The organism is Streptomyces sp. LMG1-1-1.1, assembly GCF_040815545.1.
Classification (GTDB): Bacteria; Actinomycetota; Actinomycetes; order Streptomycetales; family Streptomycetaceae; genus Streptomyces.
In genome coordinates this window covers 186508-209383 of the sequence record NZ_JBFPNH010000012.1, presented here as the reverse complement: position 1 = coordinate 209383, position 22876 = coordinate 186508, and the positions used below count along the sequence as shown (strand labels likewise).

Genomic DNA, 22876 nt, shown 5'->3' with positions numbered 1-22876 from the left:
GCGTGCGTTAGGCCGGAGGGGCCTGCCGGATCGCGGATCCGGCAGGCCCCTCCTTCGTACCCGTACGTGCCGGACAGGCCTACAGGGTCCGGCAGAGCAGGGCGTCGGGCGTCTTTCCCTTGGCCCAGGCTCCGGTGAAGGCGACGCCGGCCGCGTACTCGCCGGCGGCGCACTGGCCCTTGTAGTTGCCCTGGGCGAACTCGCCGCCCGGCCCGCCGGCGGGGCGGTTGTCGCCGCGGTCGAACCAGAGCGTGCGGCCTGTGACCGGCAGGGCGCGGACGGCGGCGGCGCACAGGACCGCAGAGACGGCCTGGCCGCGGACGCTGTAGCCGGTCATGAACTGGTCGCGGGGGCACTGGAGTTTGGTGTAGCCGCCGGCCCAGTCGCCTTCCCTGACGTACCGTTCGTCGGTCACGACGGTGAACCCTCCCGCCGGATCGGCGAGTCGGGTGGCCCCCGTGTCCGTGCAGAGGCCGCGGCCGTCGCGGTGCGCGAGCCCGACGAGCCGCAGTCCGTCGGGGCAGACGCCCTTGCGGGCGCCGCTGTCCCAGTCGCCCCGGGCCCGGACGCGGAGGGACTGCACCGCGTCGGCGTGGTCGAGGTTCAGCATGTGCCAGGTGTCGGTGGCCGGCACGGGACCGGTCAGGCCCGGGGCGGTGACGAGTCGGCGCCAGTCGGCGGCGCGCCAGTCGGTGCCGTCGAGGATGCCCGAGCGGCGGCCCTCGGTGTCGTAGTCGAGGAGCTTCCAGCGTCCGTGGCCGGTGAAGCCGACGAGCGGCCAGTAGGCGAAGTCGGTGTCGTTCGCGACGAGGTAGTCGACGAAGTTCCCGAACCAGGCGCGGGCCTTCGGGTCGGTCTCGTCGGCGCCGATGCCGAACTCGCTGATCCACAGGGGTGCGGTGTAGTGCTTGCCGGTGTCGGCGGCGACGTAGAAGGCCTGGCGGGCTAGGGTCGCGAAGAGGTCGTCGCGGGAGAGTTCCTGGTAGCGCCAGTCGTGGGTCTCGCCGGTGCCGGTCGCCCCGGTGTGGTTCGGGCCCGTGTAGCCGTAGAAGTGCGCGGAGTACACGAGCTTGTCCGAGGCGACGAGGGTGTGCGAGAGGGTCCTGGCCGGTTCGAGGGTGGGGCGCCAGTGGGAGAACCCGTCGGCGGGGATGCCCTGCCAGTTGATGCCCTCGACGATGACGAGGAGGTCGGGGTTCGCCTCGGTGAGGAGGCGGTCGCCGAGGCGCTGGGTGGCCGCCCACCAGTCGTGGTCGTCGCCCCAGCCCCAGTTGGCGTCGTCGGTGATGGTGCGGCGCACCTCGTTGTAGAGGTCGGCGCCGACGACCCGCTTGTCGTCCTTGTAGCGCCTGGCCATGAAGAGCCAGTCGTTCTCCCACTGGGCGGTGGACTGGCTGGTGTTCCACCGCTCATTGCCGTCGAGGCCGCAGCACCAGCGGGACGTGTTGGTGTGGTTGTTCAGGACCACGGCGAACCCCTCGGCCGTCGTCGCGGCGATCACCGCGTCGAAGACCTGGAGCGGGGTCTTCCCGCGCAGCTCCGGGTTGGCGGCGACGGCCGCGTCGGAGACGGGCCGCTGGTCGTGGAGCATCTCGTTGGAGAACGGCAGGCGGATGCTGTTGATGCCGAGGGCGTGGAAGTCGGCGAGGATCCTCGCGACCGGCGTGCGGTCGAGCCCGAGGGGCAACTGGTCGGACTTCTCACCGGCGTTGTGGTTGGCGGGGTCGGACTTGTCGCCCGATCCGGTCCACGAGCCCTGAGCGCCGTGCCAGTTGGCGGACCTGAGCTTGAACCGGCCGCCGGTCGCGTCGACGACGTAGCGCCCCCGGGTGCTGAGCGGAGGCTGCCAGCTTTCGGCGAGCGCGGTGGGGGCCGTCACGGGAGCGGGGGCCGCCGGTGCGGGGGCGGCGGGGGCCGCCGTCGTCCCGGCAGCCAGGAGGGCCGCGGCGAGCGCGGCCCCCAGGAGTGTTCTCTTCACGATGTCCTTCGAGGGTGGGGGTGCGGGTGAGGGGGGTGGGTGCGGGTGAGAAGGGTGGGTGTGAGCGAGGAGGGTGGGTGAGCGGGTGAGAAAGGTGGGTCAGCCGGCCGTGGGGCTGGTCCAGTCGGCGGGCACGCGGGCGAGCCGTACCCGCTGGGGGTGGTCCCCGACGGCCACGGAGGCCACCCGCTGCCCGGTGGCGAAGTCGATCGCGGTGACCCGGTCGGCCCCGCTCTCGGAGATGACGCAGGAGCGGCCGTCGCCGCTCACGGTCGCCCAGTACGGCTTGGAGGCCTGGACGAGCGGACCCTCCGTGAGGGTCTCCCGGTCGACGACCGTGACGTAGTCGTCCATCGTCCCGGCGACGCAGAGCTTGGCACCGTCCGGGCTGATCGAAAGGCCGTGGTGGCGCGAGTCGTTGACCCAGGTGGTGCGGTCGGGGTCGGTCGCCGGGTTCGCCGGGAGGTTCTTGAGGCGGGTGATGCGGTCGGAGTCGACGTCGTACTCCAGGAGGCCGTTGAGGAACGAGACCTGGAAGTAGACCTTCTTCTCGTCCGGCGTGAAGACGAGCGGGCGGACGGCGTCGGAGAGGTCTCCGCGCCCGAAGGCGTCGAGGCGGGTGCGCATGTCGATGACGCGGACGGTCTCGAAGGTCCGGGCGTCGACGACGGTGATCTTCCGGTCCCCCTTGGACCAGTCGAGCCAGGGGGCGTCGAGGGCGGTGGTGACCTCGCCGATGGACATGTTCCACAGGAGGCCGTCGGAGGTGAAGACGTTCTCGTGCGGCTTGTCGCCCGTCTTGAACGAGCCGAGTTGGCGGCCGGTGGCGATGTCGAGGACGTGCACGGTGTTCGCCGTCGACGCGGAGACCGCGACCCGGCTCCCGTCGGGCGAGACGGCCATGTGGTCCGCCCGGTAACCGGCCACCGGGAAACGCCAGTTGATCGTGCCGGTGCGCAGGTCGAGCGAGACGACGTCGGCGAAGCTGGGCCGGGAGACGACCATGGCGGATCCGTCGGGGGTGGCGTACATGTCGTCGACGAACTGGTCGTGACCCTCGCCCGGTCCGCTGCGGACGCCGAGGAAGTAGGCGAGCCGGACGGGGTTGAGGTAGATCTCGCGCAGCCGCTGTTCCTTGTCGGGGATGACGTTCACGCGGCCGACGCGCTGGAAGTCGCCCCGGGAGGCGATGACATCGGCGGTGCCGTCCCAGTTGTTGCCGACGAACATCACCTCGCGCAGCCCGGCCGGGGCGGTGGCCCCCGAGGTGGTCGCCCCCGGGGCGGCGGCCGCTTCCGGAGCGGATGCGGAACCTGCGCCCGCGGACGCGGTGACGAGGGCCAGGGAGGCTGCGACGGCCCCGAGGAGGCGACGGGTCCCGGACGTACGGGGAGAGGGCATGGGGGGTCCTTCTTCCGTGGCGCGACGATGACTTACCGGAGGTAACCACGCGCGCGCCACGCCCACAAGCCCCTGTCACGCCCCCCTTCGAGCCACCTCTCCCGCCCCCCTCGTGCGGGGTCGGGTCACGGTGCGGGACCATGGAATCCGGAACGCAGAAGGGACGGAACGGACGATGAGGCACCGCAGTGTCGCGGACCTGATGACGCCGGCCGCGGTCGCGGTACAGCGCGGGACCTCGTTCAAGGAGATCGCACGGCTCCTCGACGAGTACGGCATCACGGCCGTCCCCGTGGTCGACGACGACAGCCGGCCGGTGGGCGTCGTCTCGGAGGCCGACCTGCTACGGCGACACGCCGCCAAGAACGGACCGAGCACGGCCGAGGCCATGATGTCGAGCCCCGTCGTCACCGCCCGCCCCTCCTGGACCGCCGTCGAGGCGGCCCGCCTGATGGAGAGGCACCGGATCAAACGACTGCCCGTCGTCGACGCGGAGGGCCGGCTGATCGGAGTACTGAGCCGCAGCGACCTCCTCCAGCTCTTCCTGCGCCGCGACCGGTCGATCCAGGAGGAGATCCGCGAGGACGTCCTCGTCCGGATCATGCGCCTCTCCCCCTCCGCCGTACACATCGACGTCGACGAGGGCCGCGTCACCCTCAGCGGCACGCTGGAGCGGCGCGGGCTCGGCCCGATCCTGGTGCGCCTCTGCGAGACGGTGGACGGCGTCGTCGAGGTCGTGGACCGGCTGGGGTACGAGGACGCCGACGCGGCGGCACGGGGCGAGCGACGGAACGGCGACGACCGGGAGGGCGAAGAAGGGGAGGAGGGCGAAGGGGAAGGCTTCGGCCGGGAGGGCGGCGAGGGGGAAGGCTACGAGCGGGAGGGCAGCGGGGGGTGACTTCCGGTGGGATCACGTGAGGGTGTTGGGATCACGTGAGGGGGGCGGGAGCCGCCGCCCGGCGCGCCCGGCCGACGCACCGGCCGGCACTCCTGGCCGGCTCGCGCGTCAGGGGAGCGCGAGCCTTTCGGCTCTCGGCCGGACTTCGTACATCAGGGCTACGCGATGAGGCCTGCGCCCGACCGGACTCGCGCTTCAGGCCGGCGCCCGACCTTGGAAGCGTACGTCAGGGCAGCACGAAATGGCCGGCTCCCGGCCGGACTCCGCGTCCGACCGGGGTCCCGGCCCGGCCGGCGGTCCCGTCAGGACACCGCCTCCGGCCAGCCGTAGCCGGGGCCGGTGCGCTGGGGTACGGTCCCGGCGCCCACGGCCTCCATGTCCCGGTTGGCCTCCTGCATCAGCTTGCCCGCGAGGTCCTTCATCGCTCGGCTCGCGGCGAGCTCGTCGCCGATCGCCGGTACGTCCACGTCCGCCGGGTTGCACCGGGCGGAGCCGTGGCCCGTCAGGGTCGTGGTGCCGGTGCTGAGTCGGGCCTCGGCCTTGGTCCTGCCGCCGTCCTCCACCACTTCCACGCCGACCGTCCACTCCAGAGTGCGGCTCATGGTCTGCCTCCTCGCACCGTCGGGCCGCGCGGAACCGAGGCACGGCCCCTTCCGATACCTCCAGGATCCACCGGCGGGGGCCGCGGCGCACGGGGACGGGGCCTGCCCCGACGGAACCCGCCCGGGTCGTACGGGCGAGGCTGCTCATGTCGTACGGCCGACTCGGTCCCGGGCCCGAGTCCCGGGTCCGAGTTCCGGGTCGAGTCCCGGGTCCGAGTTCCGGGTCGAGTCCCGGGTCTGCCCCGAGACGGCTCAGGTGCGCCTCAGGGGGCGCGGAAGAGGGTGGGGAAGCGTGGGGCGAGCCAGGGCTTGCGGCCCCAGCCGAGCGCCCTGCCGCGGGCGATCGCGGGCCAGGGGTCGATCCGGCCGAGGGCCAGGAGGAGGAAGGTGACCGGCTCGGTGAGGATCGTGCAGTCCGGTCGCGCGGGCGGCTCGTGGGCGACCCCGACCCGGCCGCCGGTGATCGTGACGCCGAAGCCGGGGCCGCCCCGGAGTCGTACCGCGAAGCTCGCGGTGAGGCCGGCGACGGCGACCGGGTCCGCGACCTGCGGCATCGCCTGGATCATGAAGGGCATGGTGAGCCGTACCCGGTGCGCGTCGACCATGTGCGGGCGGCGCAGGGCGAGGGCGAGGTCGTAGCCGTGGCCGAGCATGTGGGTCAGGAGGTACGAGCCGAGGACGGCCGGGGTCATCACGCCGAGCGGGGTGGTGACCGGCTCGTCCGGGTCGCGCTCCTCGACGGAGTCGAGGAAGGCCAGGGCCTGGGCCGTGATCATCTCCGCGAGCGGACCGGGCGCCCGCTCCGCGAACCCCGCGAGGGCGCGTTCGTTGGCCTCGGCGAGGCTGCCGGGGGTGCCGTCGCCGTAGGGCCGCCGGTGCCCCGCGGCCAGGTCCGCCATCAGCGCGTTCGCCTGGGCGAGGTGTGCGGCGGCCTCGCCCACCGTCCAGGTGGAGCGGGGCACCGGCAGCCCGCCGCCGTGACCGGTGGCGCTCCCTCCCGGGGCGCCGCCACCGGCGTCCCTGCCCGCCGGGCCGTCGCCCCGCGATCCCGCGCCCTCCGCCGTACGCAGGACGGCGGCGACGTCCTCGGCCGTCCCGCGTATCGCCTCGGCCAGCCCGCCGGGGAGCACCCCGCCCGTTCGTCCCGTCACGGATCCGCCCCTCCCTCGGTCCCGGCGGCTCCCCCTGGAGTACCGGTAGGTCAGGGACCGTACCAGCGAGTAGCTCAGGTGGTACCTGTCGCGTCGGCAACGATCTCGCGGAACCGCGGGCAGGTGGTGAGGTCGGCGTGGCCGCAGTCCAGCGCGCCTTCGATGAGGTCGAGGCAAGCCTGGGTCTCGGCCATGCGGCGCCGGAGCGCCTCGCGGTGCGCGGCGAGGCGCCGGCGCCGGTCCCCGAGGTCGCCCGCCTCCAGCAGTTCGCGAATGTCGTCGAGCGCGAGGCCCGCCTGCTCGGCCCGCAGGACGACGGCGACCCGGGTCATGCGCCCGGCGTAGTACCGGCGGCGACCGTTGCGGTCGACCCGGGTCATGCGCCCGGCGTAGTACCGGCGGCGGCCGTTGCGGTCCCGTACGGGATCGATCAGCCCGGTCGGCTCCCCGTGCCGCAGTACGTGCGTGGCCAGGCCGAAACGGCCTGCGGGTTCGCCGATGGTCATCGTCGACGCCGTCGCGCTCCGCCACCGCTCGTACGAACTCTTCGGGTTGGCGCCGGGCACCCGTCGGCCGGGCGGCGGGTGCCCGGCGACCAGCACGACCGCGTCGCGTCGGACCACTTCTTCCTCGCCGTCCCGTTCTTCACGGCGACGGCGACGCGCCGGAGTTGACGCCACCGGCAGCGGGCCAGTGCCGTAGCCGGTGCTCATGCTTGGGCCTGTGCCCGTTCCTGCCCCGGTGCCTGTGCCTGTCCCCGTGCCCGTGCCCGACCGGCAACCGGCGCGGGCGCCGGCGCGGGCGTCGGTACGGAGCCACCCCTCCCCGCGGGTGTCAGCTGTTAACTTCCTCCCCATGCCGAAGCACCAGGACCAGACAAGGACGGCCTACGACGGGGTCGTCGACCTGTACGCGTCGCTCTTCGCCGACCGGCTGGAGACCCGGCCGTTCACCCGGGCCATGCTCGGCACCTTCGCCGAGCTGGTCCGCGACACGGGGAACCTCCTGACGGCGGACGTGGGGTGCGGGCCCGGGCACCTGACGGCCATGCTCCACGACTTGGGCCTCGACGCCTTCGGCCTCGACCTCTCCCCCGCCATGGTCGACCACGCCCGGCGGGCCCACCCGGCCCTCCGCTTCGACGAGGCACGCATGGAGTCCCTGCCCGTCCAGGACGGTGCGCTCGGCGGCGTACTGGCCCACTACTCGATGATCCACACCCCGCCCGCCGAACTGCCCTCCCTCCTCGCCGAGCAGGCACGCGCCCTGGCTCCGGGAGGTCTGATCCTGGTCTCGTTCTTCGGCACCGAAGGACCGGAGCCGGTCCCCTTCGACCACAAGGTGACCCTCGCCTACAGCTGGCCTCCGGACCGCTTCGCCGCCCTCCTGGCCGATGCCGGCCTCACCCCGTTCACCCGCCTCCTCCACGACCCGGCGTCCGAACGGGGTTTCCTCGACGCCCATGTGATGGCCCGGCGTCCCTAGGTCCCGTCCGGGCAGTCCCGCCTGATCCTGTCGTCGCGGTGTCCTTCGGAACAGGTCGCGCCTCGCGCGGGGAGCCGGGGGCGACCGCGTCGGGAGCCCGCGCCGCGTTCCGGCGGGGCTCCCGGGGCTCCCGGCCGTCCGGTCAGCCGATGAGGAGGTCCTTCTTCAGGCGCTTGAGGTCGCGGTGGTCGAGGCCGAGGGCGTCGTCGAGGTAGCGGTCGAAGGAGCCGTACTTCGCGTCGACTTCGGCGTAGCCGGAGGCGAGGTACTCGGGGCGGACGTCGAGGAGGGGCTTGTAGACGGCGGCCTGCTGGGGCGGGAGGTGGCCGAGGAGGGCGTCGTTGGCGGCCTTGCGGTAGGTGTTGCTGGCGAGGTAGTCGGCCATGACGGTGTCCTTCGGCACGCCGAGGGCGGTCAGGAGGGCGGCGTTGGACCATCCGGTGCGGTCCTTGCCGGCGGTGCAGTGGAAGAGCACGGAGCGCGCGTCGTCCGCGCGTATGCCGGCGAGCACCTGGCCGTAGGCCTTCTTGCCGCCGTCGCCGCTGACCATGGCCTTCTCGGCGTCGATCATCATGCGCTCGGCCTCGGCGGGGGTCTTCGGCATGACCTGGAAGGCACCCGAGCCCGCGAAGACGTCCGCCACGACGTAGTCGGCGCCGGCGGGGACGTTGTCGGGGTTCTTGGACCGCTCGTCGGCCGTGCGCAGGTCGAAGACGGTCTGCACGCCCAGGCGCCGGAGCTTGGCCTGGTCCTCGGCGGTCAGGCGGTCGAGGGCGTCCGAGCGGTAGACCTCGCCCATCCTGACCCACTGGCCGTTCTCGGTGCGGTAGCCGCCCGCGTCGCGGAGGTTGACGGTCCCGGAGAGCCGGACGAGTCGGTCGGCGAGCCGCAGGCCCTGGCCGCGGTCCGCCTGGAACCGGAACCACTGGCGGTCGGCCGGGGGAAGGCCGGTGACCACGGCCCGGCCGGTGGCGCCGCCTCTCGCGACGATCCGGCCGTTCGCGTGGATCTCGACGCGCTTGACGCCCTCCGCCTTCCACGCGAGGGAGAACGACCCGTCGGCGCCCGCGGTGACGGTGGCCTCCGTGAACGGGATGGCCTGGCCGGAGCGGTGCTGGTCGGCGGGGCGGGGCAGGTGCCGCTCGGTGGCGGTGGCGACCGGCGCGAAGGGCAGGCCGAGGGCGAGTGCCGCGACGAGGACGGTCGCGGAAAGCGTTGCCTTGTTCATGTCCGTGACACTGGGCGGCTGCGGCGAACGTCCCATGAACACGGCATGGCCGGAAACCGCCCCACCGAGGGCAGATGGCAAAACATGCCACCTGTGCACATCATGCAGAGGGTGGGGCGGGTCCTCGCCCGGACTACGACGCGCTCACGGCAGCCCGCCGCAGAAGCGCGACAACGGCGCCCGCGGCGACGAGAAGGGCCAGGGCGGCGTATCCGTAGGTGAGCGTCGCCAGGGTCGCGACGCCCGCCACGAGGAGCGGGCCTCCGGCGTCGCCGAGTTCGCGGCCGAGTTCGGCGGCGCCCATGGTCTGGCCCATGCGTTCCTCGGGCGTCGAGGTGGCCAGGGCGGTGAAGCCGAGCGGAGTGATCAGGCCGGTTCCGGCGCCGATGAGGGCCGCCGCCAGGAGTACGCCCGCCAGACCGGGCAGCATGGCGCAGCCGAGCCCCGCGGCGGTGACGGCCAGGCCGGCGGCGAGGCCGGTCCGGGTGGTGAGGCGCCCGTCGTCGTGTGCTCGCCCGGCGTAGGGCTGGACGACGGCGGCGGTGGCGGCGAGGACGGAGACGGCGGCGCCGGTGGCGATGGTGCCGAGCCCCGCGGCGGCCCCGGAGACGGGCAGGAAGCCGACGCCGACGGAGAGGGCGGCGGTCGCGGCGGCCAGCGCCCCGGTGGGGCCGAGGAACACGGGATCGACCAGGCGGCGCGCCAGGTCGAGGACGGTCTGGCGCCGCTTGGGCAGCGGCGGTACGGCCGGCACGGCGAGCACGGCCCACAGGGCGACCGCTGCACCGAGCATGGCGAGCACGGTGAAGAGCAGCCGCAGGCCCCCGGCCCAGACCAGCAGGCCGCCGAGGAGGGGGCCGAGGGTGTAGCCGATCGACTTGTAGAAGCCGTAACTCCCGAAAGCGCGACCGCGCTTGGCCGCGGGATTGAGACGGGCGACGAGCGCGGACGCGGCCGGGGAGAACGCCGAGGCGGCGGCACCCTGCCCGAGGCGGGCCGCCCAGAGCCACCCGGGGCTGTCGGCTGTCGCGTAGAGCGCGGAGGCGGCGGCGAAGGCCATGAGCCCGCCCACGAGGAGGGGCTTGGCGCCGATGCGGTCGGCCAGGCTGCCGAAGACCGGCTTCAGGAGCACCTCGGCGCCGTCGTAGAGGGCGAGGAGCCCGCCGAGGACGAGCAGGGAGGTGACGGCGTCCTCGGAGAAGCCACCGAGGTTGGCGGCGATGCCGTGGGCCCCGAAGGCCGTGGTGAACCCCGCCGCGTACAGCGGCCACATCCCGGCCACGCGAGCCGCCGGCGGTACGGAGGCCTGGGTACTCATCGGTCGTCGCCCCCCGCCGCCTCGTGCAGGACGGCGAAGACGCGCTCGGCGTAGTCCTCGCACACGGCCGCACAGACCTTCAGACGGACCGCGGCCTCGGGAGCCTCGGGCGCGCCGAAGACGTCACGGGCGGTCAGGTCGCGGTGCCAGCGACGCAGCCGCTCCAGCGACTGCTCCTCCTCCTCCAGCTCGGCCAGGGTGAACTTGCCGATCCGGATCTCCTTGGCGATCTCCTCCTCGAACTTTCCGCAGTCCGCGAGGAACTCCACCCAGTCCGCCGACCGGGCCGCCGTGAACAGAGCCCGGAAGCGGGCCGCGTCCTCAGGGCCGCGGCCCGTGGCGTTGAGCGTCAGCGCCTGACCACCGGCCTTGCCCGTCAGCTCCAGGGCCCGTGCGGTGCCGTCGGCGAACACCGGTACGTCCGGCACCGCCCACACCCCTTGACCGAGGGACAGCGCCCCGATTCGCCGCAGCTCACGCCAGACCGCCACCCGGTGACGGGAGGGCTCGGCAGGGATCTTGAGGACGAGGACGAGCCAGCGCACGTCCGCTTCAGTGTTCGACACAGACAAAAATGTAGCAGCCGTTACATCAGGCTGGCTGCGGGGCCGTGGAGGGGAGACGGCGTCCCCCAGACCCCAGGGGCTGCGGGGCTGCGGGAGCGCAACGACCCCGCCGCCCGCCCTGGGAGGGCGGACGGCGGGGTGTGGTTCGGCGGGTCAGCCGGCCACGGGGCCCGTGACGAGGTGGCGCTCGAAGGCGCGGAACGCGGCCTCCTGGCGCCATTCGACGGCGGCCTTGGGGCTGGCGTCGAGGAGGCGGCGGCAGACGGGGCGGAGGCGGTCGGAGCCGGGCTCGTCGGGGCGGCAGGCGCCGGCGAGGCGGTAGCCGTCACGGGTCGGGTTGCCGTGCCACAGGCTCGCGCCCGGCAGGAAGGCGTACTCCAGGGAGGCGCGGGCCAGGTCCTTCAGCTCGCGGTAGGTCAGCCCGTACGTCTCGGCGGCGTACCGGTACTCATGAGTGACGTCGATCCGGGAGACGCCCGGGTCGTCGGTGGCGAGGACGACCGGGACGCCGTGGGCGCGGTACGTCTCGAAGGGGTGGTCGGCGCCCTCGACGCCGAGGATCTGGGCGTTGCTGGTGAACGGCACCTCGACGGCGACGCGCCGCGCGGCCATCGTGTCGGCCACCCGCCGCCAGTCGTTCTCGTGGACGAGGTCGACGCCGTGCCCGATGCGGTCGGCTCCGGCCACGTCCACGGCCTCGCCGATGTGGAAGGTCAGGTCCTCGGGCTTGACGAGACCCGGCCACAGCTCGCCCGCGTGGAGGGTCAGGTGGGCCTTCGGGTACACGCCGCGCAGGTACTTCAGCATCCGCATCTGGGTGCTGTAGTTGGCCAGGGAGGTGTCCCAGTCCTCGGGCTGCACCAGGTTGACGGCGACGAAGCGCGGGTCGGCCTCCGCGAGGCGCATGCCGAGCGCCATCTGGGTGAAGACCCGCTCGTTGGTGCTGCCGCGGCTCACCTGGGAGATCCAGCGCACGGTCAGCCCACAGCCGGGGCGCGGCGCCTCGGTGGCGCACCGGGCCTCGCTACGGAACTCCGCGTCGCCGTCGTCGGCCTCCTTGCGGGCCTCGGCGACGACCTTGTCGAGCTTGCCGTCCGCGACGAGCCTGGCGTGCATCCTGGCCAGGTCGGCATCCCATCCGACCTCGTTCGCGAGCTTCTTCGCACTCTCGGAGGCCGGGCTGATCATGGTCTCCAGATAGAACTGGTTCTGCTCCACCACGGTGTCGGCGAACTCGGCAAGGAGCTTGCCCCGGTGCCGCCAGGTCACCTCGCCGAACTTGCCGAACGTGTCGAAGAAGTGGTCGTGCCCGTTGCCGCCGGGCGGAAAGTCCTGCATCGACCACGCTCGCACGAGGGCGTCCCGAAAGGCACGGTCGGTGTTCGCGTCAGCCGCCGGCCTGGTGCCCGCCCCGCACGGCGGCACGACGGCCGTCATCGTCGCGGTGTCGACGCACAGCCCGTCCTCGGCGGCGAGCCTGATCAGGTACTCGGTACTCACCGCGCCGGACAGGTGGTTGTGCAGCTCCCCGCCCTTGGGCAGAGCCCGGAAGAAGGCTTGCAGCGCGGCCGGTTCGTCTCGGATCGAGGCGAGCCGCGCCGAGGCCACCACCTCGCCCGCCGTCGACACGGGCCGCGGCGCGGCCCCTGGCCCGCCAGGCGCACCCGGCGCGGCACTCGCCGGGTTCGCCGGGGCGGCGACGGCGGCCGGCAGCAGGCACAGCGCTGCGACGAGCAGGCAGCGGCGACGCGAAGTGCGCCGCGGAACCGCGCGGTCGAGATCTCGTGGAGGTACGGAAATGATCACTCCGGCATGATCGCGAGCAACCCCCCACCCAGGCACCCGTGACGTGCCCCTCGCCCACCACACCACCCGCACGAGGGATCCACTCGCACGGAACGACGAGCAAACGAACAGACGTTCCGAGCCGAGCCCGCATGGGCGGCGCACGCGCACCGGACGGACCGACCTCGGCTATGCGGAAGTGGTGCGGCTTGCCGTCGACTTCGCCGAGGCCGGCACGCGGTCCGAGCCATTTTTCGCTGTGTGCCCGTGTTTGCCCTCAGCTGCATACCGGGCCTTGGGATGGCCCTTTCGAGCAGTATTTCTCCATCTGCCCGTACGGTGAAATGTTCCAAATGCGTGCGCAGTTGACGTGGCATCAACTGCATGTTGAAGAATCCCCCCGTCATGATCGGCGCACCTCTGGCGAGGCCGCTTTCCCCTGCCCGGAAGGCGGTCTGATTCGACATGCCCTGAGGTGCTCTGGTCGAGGTCGGAGACGCGACCGGCGGCGGAGTGCCCCGTGCCGGTGTGTCGGTGCGCCTGTTCCGCCTCATGCGGGACGGGCGCAGATGAAGGGGATGGCGTGAAAGTGAAATACGGGCGGGCAATAGCCTGCCTCGTGGTTTCGGCTATGGCCGGAACCATGTTGCCACAAGCTGCTTATGCGGCGCCGGTTTCAGGCAGGGAAAGAGAGGGTAAAGGCGGCTTCTTCGACGGCTGGTTCTCGGATTCCGAGGACGGCGACGAATCCGAGGCCCCGCAGACCGGCGGAAATCCGGTGCTGCCGAGTCGGGAGAAGCTGCCGAAGGGCACGGCGGCGGCGAAGCCGAAGCGTGTCGCCGAGCTGACCGGGAAGCGGACGGCGAACGCCCGGTACTGGCAGCTGTCCGACGGGCGGGTGCAGACCGAGGTGTCGGCCGTGCCGACCGGGTACCGCGCGGGCAGGTCCTGGAAGGACATCGACCCCACGGTCGTCCCGTCCGATGCCAAGGGCTTCCCCTTCGCCAACACGACGAACGCGGCGAGCAGTTGGTTCGGCTCGGACGCGGAGCGGCTGCTGCGCTTCCAGGCCGACGGTCACACGGTGACCCTCGGTCTGAAGGGTGCGGGGAAGCTCGCGCCGGCGGCCGAGGGTGACACGGTCACGTACAAGAACGCGGTGTCCGGTGCGGACCTGTCGTACGTGGTCGGTCCGGGGCGGGTGAAGGAGAACATCGTCCTGGACGCGAAGCCGTCCGGGCCGGTGTCCTTCACGTTCACGCTGGACGCGGGCGGGCTGACGCCGAAGCAGAACAAGGACGGCTCGGTCTCCTTCTACGGTGAGGGCGCGGACCCGGTCCTCGTCATCCCCGCCGCGTTCATGACGGACGCGAAGAAGGACGCGAAGGCCGCGTACGGCTCCGCCTACAGCGGGAACGTCACCCAGAGGCTCACGAGGGCCGACAAGGGCTGGAGCCTGGTCGTCACGCCGGACGCGAAGTGGCTGGCGGCGCCGGAGCGGCGGTATCCGGTCACGATCGATCCGACGATCTCGATCGCCCCGACGCCGACGACGGCGCAGGACGTGATGATCTCGTCGGACGGTCCGGCGACGAACTACGACGACAACTGGCGTCTGTCGGTCGGCAACACGAGTACGGGTGCGTCGCGTGCGTTGATCCGGTTCCCGGTCGGCAGCATCCCGGCGGGCACGAAGCTCGATTCCGCGGATCTGAAGCTGTGGTTCGACCAGACGCACACCGCGGGTGACACCGAGGTGCAGCTGGAGGCGCACCGGGCCACGCAGGCGTGGTCGGAGTCCACGGCGACCTGGAACAGTGCGAACGCGATCACCGGTGAGCTGTCCGGCACCTCCGTGGTGGTGGACAACGGTGAGGCCGGGCGTACGGCGGCTGTGGGTGCGTGGCCGGCATCGGGGAACACGGCGTACACGCAGTACGCGGTGAACCAGACGTACATGTACAACAAGGATTCGGTCGCGGGTGACACGTACACCTGGCAGCCGAGCCTTCCCGAGGACGGCACCTACCAGGTCGAGACGCACAACATACCCGCGTCGGACCGGGCCGCGAACGCTCCGTTCACCGTGACCTACGACGGTGGGACGAAGGCGTACACCGTCAACCAGCAGGCCGGCACGGCCGGTGTGTGGAAGACGCTCGGCTCGCACCCCTTCAAGGCCGGCACGCTCGGCAAGATCGTCCTCGGCGACGGCCCCGCGTCGACGACCACGTCCGTGATCGCGGACGCGGTGCGGTTCACCAAGGGCGGCGTGGTCACCAAGCAGCCCGGTGAGCTGAACACCTGGCACTCCTTCCCCGTCACCAAGACCGTCCAGTCCTGGATCGACGGCACGAACGTCAACAACGGCTTCGTGATCAAGGCCGGTGACGAGTCCGCGAACGGCCCCAAGGGCGGTCCGCGCTACGAGGGCAGCGAGTTCGGGTACGGCGGTGAGACCGCCAACTACCCGCGTCTCGTGCTGACCTTCGGCCGTCAGGGTGTCGAGCTGGCCGCCCCGACCACGATCCACCACACCGGCGCGGAGCTGTCCTGGTCCGCGTACCAGGACAAGGACCCCGTCGCCACCGGTGACGACCTGGTCGAGTACCAGGTCCACCGCTCGATCAGCCAGACCTTCACCCCCTCGGCGGCCACCCTGGTGGCCCCGGTCCCGCCCGGGACGACGTCGTTCACGGACACCTCCGCGACGCCGACGAAGGCCGACGACACCGACCCGTACGGCCGCGCCTACTACTACATGGTCGCGGTCAGGACGAAGGACGGGCAGGTCGTCGCCGCCCCCACCCAGCTCGTGCGCCTGCCGAAGGCCGGCCGCACGACGAAGGTGTTCGCGGCGGCGCAGGACTCCACCTTGTCCTCGGTCCGGACGACGACACCGCACGACACCATCGACGACAGTGGTCCGAAGAACTGGCTGTCGGTCGGCAACAACTCCGCCACGTACGGCGACACCCGCGCCCTGCTCAAGTTCCCGGCCCTCGGCATCCCCGCCACGGCCCGGGTCCTGGACGCGAACGTCCGCCTCTGGTCCCACCAGACCGCCCAGGACACCACGGGCGCCCTCTACGAACTGCGGCCGCTGACGCGTGACTTCGACGAGGCCACCGCCACGTGGGTCAAGGCCGACGCGAGCGCGAACTGGACCACGCAGGGCGGCGACTTCGGCGCCGTCGCGGCCGACACCGGGGCGATGACGAACGACCCGGCCCGGCACGACTGGAACGTCACCTCGCTGGCGCAGTCCTGGGTGACCACCCCGGCCTCCCAGAAGGGCGTCGTCCTCAAGATGGCCGACGAGGCCGCCTCGCAGGAGCGCACCCTGTTCCTGTCGTCCGAGGGCACCGAGCCGAGGCTCGCGCCCAGGATCGTGGTCACGTACATCGACTCCACCACCGAGTCGACGTACTACGCGCCGCAGACCCCCGCGCGCATGACCCCGAACTCCGACTACACGGTCGACTTCACCCTCACCAACACGACCGCCTCCAGCTGGACGTCGGCCGATCACGTCCTGAGCTACAAGTGGACCCTGCCCGACGGCACGGACGCGACCACCGGCGGCAACCAGGTCCACACGGCGCTCCCGGCGAACGTCGTCCCGGGCGGCTCGGTCAGCCTGCAGGCGCAGGTGAAGACACCGATCAACTCGGACAACGGCAACAAGCGCACCGACTACGTGCTGACCTGGGACGTCTACGACAAGACGACCGGCACGTGGGCCTCGGGCACCTCCGGCATCCCGGGCCTGAGCCAGAACGTCGCGGTCGAGGACCCGACCTCCAACCAGCTCGGCATGGAGAAGTTCTACTCCTACACGGGCAAGAACACCGGCGCCGGTTCCACGGTCATGAACAACCTGGCGTCCGGCAACAGCGTCTGGCAGTACAACGCGTTCACCAATCCGGGCCGCGGTGTCACCACCTTCGCCCGCTTCGCGTACAACAGCCAGGACACCTCCGACACCGTCTCCGGCTCCGGCTGGTCCTTCCAGGCCTCGGGCCCGATCCGGCTCGGCGCGCCGCTGGAGTTCCACCCCAAGCCAAACCCGACCGAGATCCGTCTCCCGGACGGCGACGGCACCACCCACGTGTTCCGCTGGGACTCGACCGCCAACGCGTGGAAGGCGCCGGCCGGCGTCCACTACAAGCTGGCGGCCAAGACCGGTCTGGACTGCACCCCGCTGAAGGACCCGGTCCCGGACGCCTGGACGATGACCCGTCCTGACGGCTCGCGGTTCCTGTTCGGCTGCGACGGCTACCTGACGTCGCTGGTCGAGAAGAACGGCAACACCCAGACGTACACCTACGAAGAGCGGAAGTCGAACAACAAGCCGACCAAGTTCCTCAAGTACATCACCGACCCGGTCGGCCGGCAGTCGCTGACGATCGAGTACTACTCCAAGGCGGACAGCAACAACCCGAAGATCATCGACCACATCAAGTCGATGACCGAGATCTCGGGTCGCACGTTCACCTTCGAGTACTCCGACAAGGGCCTGCTCACCAAGATCACCGATGGTGCCGGTTCCAGCCAGCCGAAGGTCTTCGGCTTCGAGTACGACGCCACCCAGGGCAACAAGAACGTCAAGCTGGTCAAGACCACCGACCCGCGTGGCAACGCCACCACCATGACGTACTTCTCGCCGCAGGCCGGTGACGACCCGAAGTACCACTGGTGGACGAAGACGATCACCGAGCGTCTGCAGGGTGTCACCACCTTCGGCTACGGGGTCGACGCCGGGAACCCCAAGTTCGTCGACACCAAGGTGACCGACGCTCTGTCGCACGCCACCGACTACGTGTCGGACGACTTCGGCCGCCCGGTCCAGACCACGAACGCCAAGTCCCAGACCACCAAGATGAGCTGGGACGCGGACAACAACGTCACGTACCTGGAGGAGGCCAACGGGGCCAAGACCGCCTACTGCTACGACCGGAAGACGGGCTACCCGCTCTGGAAGCGCGACGCTGAGAGCAACAAGTCCGGCGTCCCGCCTCCGGGCGACTGCGCCCCCGGCACGTACCCGGCGAACTCGGCCCGGTACACGTACCTGACCCGTCTGGACGGCTACGCGGCCGACCTGGCCACCAAGACCTCTCCGGAGGGCCGCAAGTGGCAGTTCGGGTACGACTCCTTCGGCAACCTGAAGACGGTCACCGACCCGAAGGGCGTCGCCACCCCCACGGCCGGTGACTACACCACCTCGTACGAGTACAACGCCTACGGCCAGCTCACCAAGGCCACCGACCCCAACGGCAACCCGTCGACGACGAGCGACTTCGGTCCCACGGGCTACCCGGCGAAGATCACCGACGCCCTGGGCAAGACGACGTCCTTCGTCTACGACGTGCGAGGTCAGGTCACCGAGGTCACCGACGCGCTCGGCAAGAAGACCACGCAGACCTACGACGCCTTCGGACGTCCGAAGGAGAACACGGTCCCGAAGGACCAGAGCGCGGGCGTGTTCATCACCCACCCCGCGCCGGTCTACGACGCCAACGACAACGTCACCACGTCGACGGCGCCAAACGGGGCGGTCTCGACCGCGGTGTACGACGTCGCGGACCAGCTCGTCTCGGCCACGGCCCCCAAGGACACGCCGACGTCGCCCGACCGGAAGACGTCCTACACCTACGACAAGGTCGGCAACCTCAAGACCGTCACCGAGCCGAAGGGTTCGCTGACGACGTCGGACGCCACCGACTACGTCACCACCCACCACTACGACGAGATCTACCAGCTCACCTCGGCGGTCAACGCGGCCGGTGACAAGATCTCCTACGAGTTCGACAACGTCGGCAACGCCGTCACGGTCGTCGACCCGAAGAAGAACGCGACCCCGGACGCCACGGACTACACGTCCAAGATGGCGTACGACCTGAACCACCGGCTCACCAGCTCCACGGACCCGGCGGGCAAGGTCAGTTCCCGCACCTACGACAAGGACTCCCTGGTCCTCACGTCCACGGACCCGGGGAACAGCACCACGACCTACACGTACGACGAGCGGGGCAAGCAGACCGAGGTCAAGGTCCCGTACGACGCGACCACGTTCCGCACCAGCAAGTACGAGTACGACCAGGCCGGCAACGGCACCAAGGTGATCACGCCCAAGGGCACGGCGACGGCCACCGCGGACGACTTCACCTCGCGCACCGAGTACGACGCGCTGAACCGTCCGGTCAAGCAGTACCAGCCCTACGACCCGAACGACCCCGAGAACAACGACCCGAACGTCTACACGCAGACCGTGTACGACGCGGTGGGCCGGGTGGAGCGGCAGTCGCTGCCGCCGTCGCAGGGCCAGACGGTCCGCAACGACACCGTCATGGAGTACTTCGACAACGGCTGGACGAAGAAGTCCACCGACCCGTGGGACATCACCACCACGTACGACTACACCGAGCTCGGGCTGCAGAAGGCCCGTACGCTCACGTCGGCGGGCGGTTCCTCGGACCGCACCATGACGCAGTCGTACTACCCCGACGGCAAGCTGAAGTCCAAGTCGGACGACGGCGTGCCGGTCGGCAAGTCGGTCGTGCTCGTCGACAACTCCGACACCCAGCACACCTCCGTCACCGGTACCTGGGCGACCGGCGACATCGCCGGTCAGCAGGGCTACAACCACCGCACCCACGCGGCCGGCACGGGCACCGACGCCTTCACCTGGACGCTCAACGTCCCGAAGGACGGCACGTACACCGCGTACGTCAAGTACCCGCGGGTCACGGGCGCGGCCACGGCGGCCAAGTACACGCTGTCGCAGGGGACGACGACCCACCCGTCGGTCAACAAGGACCAGACGGCCGGCACCGGCACCTGGGTGACGCTGGGCTCCTACAGCCTGAAGCAGGGCAACGACGCCAAGCTGAAGCTGGAGCAGGGCAGCTCGGGCATCGTGGTCGCCGACGCGGTCAAGCTGGTCAGGGACACGTCCGGCGAGACGGACTCCGAGAAGCGGACCTTCACCTACGGCTACGACGTCAACGGCAACGTGACGTCGATCGACGACACCTCTTCCGGCGCCGGGATCGACGCCTACACGATCGCCTACACCGGCCTGAACAAGGTCCAGAAGGTGACCGAGGCCCTCGCGGGCCAGGAGAAGAAGGTCACGTCGTACACGTACGACGCCAACGGTCAGGCCGATACGGTCACGCACCCCGACCAGTTCTCGAAGTACGCCTACGACCTGCGCGAGCTGGTCAAGTCGATCTCGGTCGGCAAGTCCGCCGCGGACGCGTCGCCGAAGGTCACGTCGTTCACGTTCAACGACCGCGGCCAGCGGCTCACCGAGACCAAGGCCAACGGCAACACCGTCGACTACACCTACCTCCTCGGCGGTGATCTGAGGTCGACCACGGAGAAGAAGGGCTCCGGGACGCTCGTCTCCTCGCACACCTACGCCTACGACCTGAACGGCAGCAAGGCGCAGGACGTCGCGAAGAAGATGAACGCCGACGACCACGCGGCGTACCTCGGCTCCACCACCGACTACACCTACGACCCGGCGGGCCGGCTCACCGAGTCCGTCAAGACCGGCACCGGCGCGGGCACCGAGAAGTACGTCCACGACGACAACGCCAACGTCGTCTCGCAGACGGTCAAGAACGTCACCACCGCCTACGAGTACGACCGCAACCGCCTGCTCCGGGCCACCACCGGGGGCTCGGCGGCCACCTACAGCTACGACCCGTTCGGGCGGCAGGAGTCCGTCACCGCCGGCGGCCAGGTCATCGAGAGGAGCGTGTACGACGGCTTCGACCACGTCGTGGAGTCCCAGAAGCGGGACGGGACCGGCGCGATGAAGTCGACGACGTACACCTTCGACCCCCTCGACCGCACCGCCTCCAAGACGGCCGACGGCAAGAAGACCGACTTCAACTACCTCGGCCTGTCCGGTGAGGTGCTGAGCGAAGAGGTCGCCGGCCAGCTCACCAAGTCGTACCAGTACAGCCCGTGGGGCGAGCGTCTGTCCCAGGTCAAGCACAACACCGACGGCACCGGCGAGGACGGCTTCTACGGCTACAACGCGCACAGTGACGTCGAGACGCTGACCGACAAGGACGGCGACACCAAGGCGACGTACGGCTACACCGCCTACGGCTCCGACGACCAGTCGGAGTTCACGGGCATCGACAAGCCGGATGCCGGGGACCCGACGAAGCAGGCGTACAACCCCTACCGCTTCAACGCGAAGCGCTGGGACGCCCAGTCGGGTACGTACGACATGGGCTTCCGGGACTACAGCCCGGGGCTCAACCGCTTCACCACCCGGGACATGTACAACGGCGCCCTGGCCGACATGAACCTGGGCGCGGACCCGTTCACCGGCAACCGCTACTCGTTCGCCGGCGGCAACCCGACCAGCTTCGTCGAGCTGGACGGCCACTTCGCCTTCGCGATCCCGGCCCTCTGGTGGGCGGGCGCGGCTCTGGTCACGGCCCTGTACGCGGCCACGCCGGAGGGTCAGAAGAACCTGTCGGACGCGGCCACGGCGATCAGCCAGATGATGCCGACGGCGGACGAGGCGACCTCGTCCAGCGCGTCCAGCGGGACCAGTACGGCGCCCACGCCGTCCCCCTCGCCGGGATCGGCTCCCACGCCGCCCGGCAGCGGCCCGCAGGGCTTCCACACCGGGAAGGCGGTCTCCGACCTGGTCCGGCTGTTCGCGCGTCTGGCGCCCTCGGCCGAGGAGGACAACTCTCCCCAGCGCAAGGCGATCGACGGCGCCGGTGAGGAGAACCGGAAGTGCCAGAACTCGTCCGGACCGAGCCTCGTGTGGAACACCCCGGTGGACACGCAGGGCCGGGCCACCGGCGGGTTCGCCTGTCTGGACCCCTCCCAGCCGGCCGGCCTCGACAACACGGGTCCGCAGAACCCGCGCGGCTGGGACCTCCAGGACGAGTCCGACGACTGGAACCGGGCCCACCTCATCGCCCGTGAGTTCGGCGGCAGCCACTACCGGGAGAACATCGTCCCGACGACCATGTACCAGAACCAGAAGGAGGGCATGCGGACCGTCGAGTACGAGATCGAAAGGCGTCTCAAGCTCGGCGAGAAGGTCTACTACCAGTCCGTTCCGGTGTACGCCCCGGGCTATGTGAACCCGATCGGCGTGCACATGTACGTCTCCAGCTCATCGGGGGCGTTCTCCCGGCTGATACCCTCCGGGGTCCACGACTGACGGGCCCTGGAACCACTGAAGCCGTGAGTCCCCCGAGGGACTGATCCGGCGCAGAAGAGGCGGTGGGGTGAGCGGCGTCGCGGCCGCCGCCCCACCGCCGCTGCCGTCAAGGAAGGAACACATGAATCATCTCGACGTCGTCCGGCTGCTGGGTCTCGACGCCCCGGTGCGGCCGGAGGGAGAGGGGTACGGCCAGGTCGTCCCCGAGGACTTCGAGCTGCTGGTCCAGGCCCTGCCGCAGGGGGTGATCGCGGCTTCCGTGCTGCTCGGCGGGACCGATGTCCCTGTGCGCTCCCTGGACGACTTCACCCGGGACACCGCGCTGCGCGTCTCGGACATGAGGGAGGCCCTGGAAAGCCGCGAGCAGGAGCTCTGGCTGCCGCTGCACCCACGGCCCCACGGCATGGTGCCCTGGGGGCGCACCGCCAACGACGGCGTGCTGCTGTGGGACACCACCTCCGCCGACACCGCGGACTGGACGACCGTCCTCACGGACACCGACTTCCAGTTCTGGCTGGACCTTCCCTTCTCCGCCTCGGAGTTCGTCACTCGGGCCGTCACGGGGCGTTCCGAGGGAACGCCCGCTTTCGAGACGTACCAGGAGTACGAGGCGGGCACCTTCTGGAAGGTCGCCGACGACAAGCGTGCGACGGCCACGGTGCTGGCGAACCGTGACATCGAAGCGGTCGAGGAGATCGTCACCCGCGTGCGGAGCATCGGCGTTCCCGGCGTCCGGCAGTACGCGGAGGAGCTGCTCGACCGGGCGGGAGGGTCATTCGGCGCTCTCCCGGAGGACTACCTGGCGATCATGAGGGAGTTCCCCGGCGGCGCCGTCGCCGGCGTACGGGTCTTCCCCGTCTCGGGCGGTCCGGGGACGCCGGGACTGCGCCGACTGGACGAGGACGGGCTGTTCCTGCAGTGGGGAGAGGTCGGGGGCCGGGCGTTCGGCTGGCTCACCGCCAAGGGCGCCCCCGAGGAGTGGCGCGTCGCCTACATCGAGCCGGACGCCTCGGCCCTCACCTGCCTGGAGGACCAGACCTTCGCCACGTTCCTGCGACGCCGGCTGCGGGGTGACAACTCGCTGTTCTGACCCCCGGACGACCCGTCGCTCCGCGGTCCTCGCAGCGGTAGGCGGTCTCCACCGCGCCCGTCAGCGGGAACCTGCCGCCCCCGGGGTGGTTCAGGTCGATTCCGTGCAAGCCGTGGGAACTCAGGGTAGACCGCGGTGCGTCCCATATGTGAAGTCCGCTCGA

At 70.8% G+C, this 22876-nt stretch carries 13 protein-coding genes; 4 read left to right on the top strand and 9 right to left on the bottom strand.

Features of this window, described 5'->3' with window-relative positions:
* Positions 1 to 79 precede the first annotated feature (79 nt).
* On the bottom strand, positions 80 to 1978 hold the full coding sequence (locus tag MRBLMG1_RS04715; protein ID WP_367820996.1) for a glycoside hydrolase family 5 protein: 1899 nt from the start codon (positions 1976 to 1978) through the stop codon (positions 80 to 82).
* 99 nt (positions 1979 to 2077) lie between these two features.
* A complete protein-coding gene (locus MRBLMG1_RS04710) occupies positions 2078 to 3379 on the bottom strand; it encodes a YncE family protein (RefSeq protein WP_367820994.1) in 1302 nt (433 codons plus the stop codon).
* A gap of 175 nt (positions 3380 to 3554) precedes the next feature.
* On the opposite strand from MRBLMG1_RS04710, the gene MRBLMG1_RS04705 reads away from it, so the two are divergent.
* Positions 3555 to 4277, top strand: coding sequence for a CBS domain-containing protein (locus MRBLMG1_RS04705; RefSeq protein ID WP_367820992.1), 723 nt, complete (start codon positions 3555 to 3557; stop codon positions 4275 to 4277).
* Between the two features lie 302 nt (positions 4278 to 4579).
* Here the strand turns inward: MRBLMG1_RS04705 and MRBLMG1_RS04700 are convergent, their stop codons facing one another.
* The 3 genes from MRBLMG1_RS04700 to MRBLMG1_RS04690 all read right to left on the bottom strand — a co-directional run bounded on the left by MRBLMG1_RS04700 (position 4580) and on the right by MRBLMG1_RS04690 (position 6743).
* A complete protein-coding gene (locus MRBLMG1_RS04700) occupies positions 4580 to 4879 on the bottom strand; it encodes a dsRBD fold-containing protein (protein WP_367820990.1) in 300 nt (99 codons plus the stop codon).
* A gap of 263 nt (positions 4880 to 5142) precedes the next feature.
* A complete protein-coding gene (locus MRBLMG1_RS04695) occupies positions 5143 to 6030 on the bottom strand; it encodes a maleylpyruvate isomerase family mycothiol-dependent enzyme (RefSeq protein WP_367820989.1) in 888 nt (295 codons plus the stop codon).
* 74 nt (positions 6031 to 6104) lie between these two features.
* On the bottom strand, positions 6105 to 6743 hold the full coding sequence (locus MRBLMG1_RS04690; RefSeq protein ID WP_367820987.1) for a MerR family transcriptional regulator: 639 nt from the start codon (positions 6741 to 6743) through the stop codon (positions 6105 to 6107).
* 142 nt (positions 6744 to 6885) lie between these two features.
* On the opposite strand from MRBLMG1_RS04690, the gene MRBLMG1_RS04685 reads away from it, so the two are divergent.
* On the top strand, positions 6886 to 7515 hold the full coding sequence (locus MRBLMG1_RS04685) for a class I SAM-dependent methyltransferase (protein WP_367820985.1): 630 nt from the start codon (positions 6886 to 6888) through the stop codon (positions 7513 to 7515).
* A 142-nt stretch (positions 7516 to 7657) separates the two neighbouring features.
* Here MRBLMG1_RS04685 and MRBLMG1_RS04680 read toward each other — a convergent pair whose 3' ends face one another.
* From MRBLMG1_RS04680 to MRBLMG1_RS04665, 4 genes are all read right to left on the bottom strand, one after another.
* Complete coding sequence (locus MRBLMG1_RS04680) at positions 7658 to 8743, bottom strand: tyrosine-protein phosphatase (protein ID WP_367820983.1); 1086 nt, start codon at positions 8741 to 8743, stop codon at positions 7658 to 7660.
* A gap of 133 nt (positions 8744 to 8876) precedes the next feature.
* Positions 8877 to 10016, bottom strand: coding sequence for an MFS transporter (locus MRBLMG1_RS04675; protein ID WP_367821033.1), 1140 nt, complete (start codon positions 10014 to 10016; stop codon positions 8877 to 8879).
* 41 nt (positions 10017 to 10057) lie between these two features.
* A complete protein-coding gene (locus MRBLMG1_RS04670) occupies positions 10058 to 10633 on the bottom strand; it encodes a Chromate resistance protein ChrB (protein WP_414721486.1) in 576 nt (191 codons plus the stop codon).
* A gap of 147 nt (positions 10634 to 10780) precedes the next feature.
* Positions 10781 to 12364, bottom strand: coding sequence for an adenosine deaminase family protein (locus MRBLMG1_RS04665; protein WP_367821031.1), 1584 nt, complete (start codon positions 12362 to 12364; stop codon positions 10781 to 10783).
* A 691-nt stretch (positions 12365 to 13055) separates the two neighbouring features.
* On the opposite strand from MRBLMG1_RS04665, the gene MRBLMG1_RS04660 reads away from it, so the two are divergent.
* The gene (locus MRBLMG1_RS04660; RefSeq protein WP_367820979.1) at positions 13056 to 21623 is read left to right on the top strand and encodes a DNRLRE domain-containing protein; all 8568 of its coding nucleotides are present in this window, start codon (positions 13056 to 13058) and stop codon (positions 21621 to 21623) included.
* A 121-nt stretch (positions 21624 to 21744) separates the two neighbouring features.
* Complete coding sequence (locus MRBLMG1_RS04655) at positions 21745 to 22713, top strand: hypothetical protein (RefSeq protein ID WP_367820977.1); 969 nt, start codon at positions 21745 to 21747, stop codon at positions 22711 to 22713.
* The last annotated feature ends 163 nt before the right edge of the window (positions 22714 to 22876 follow it).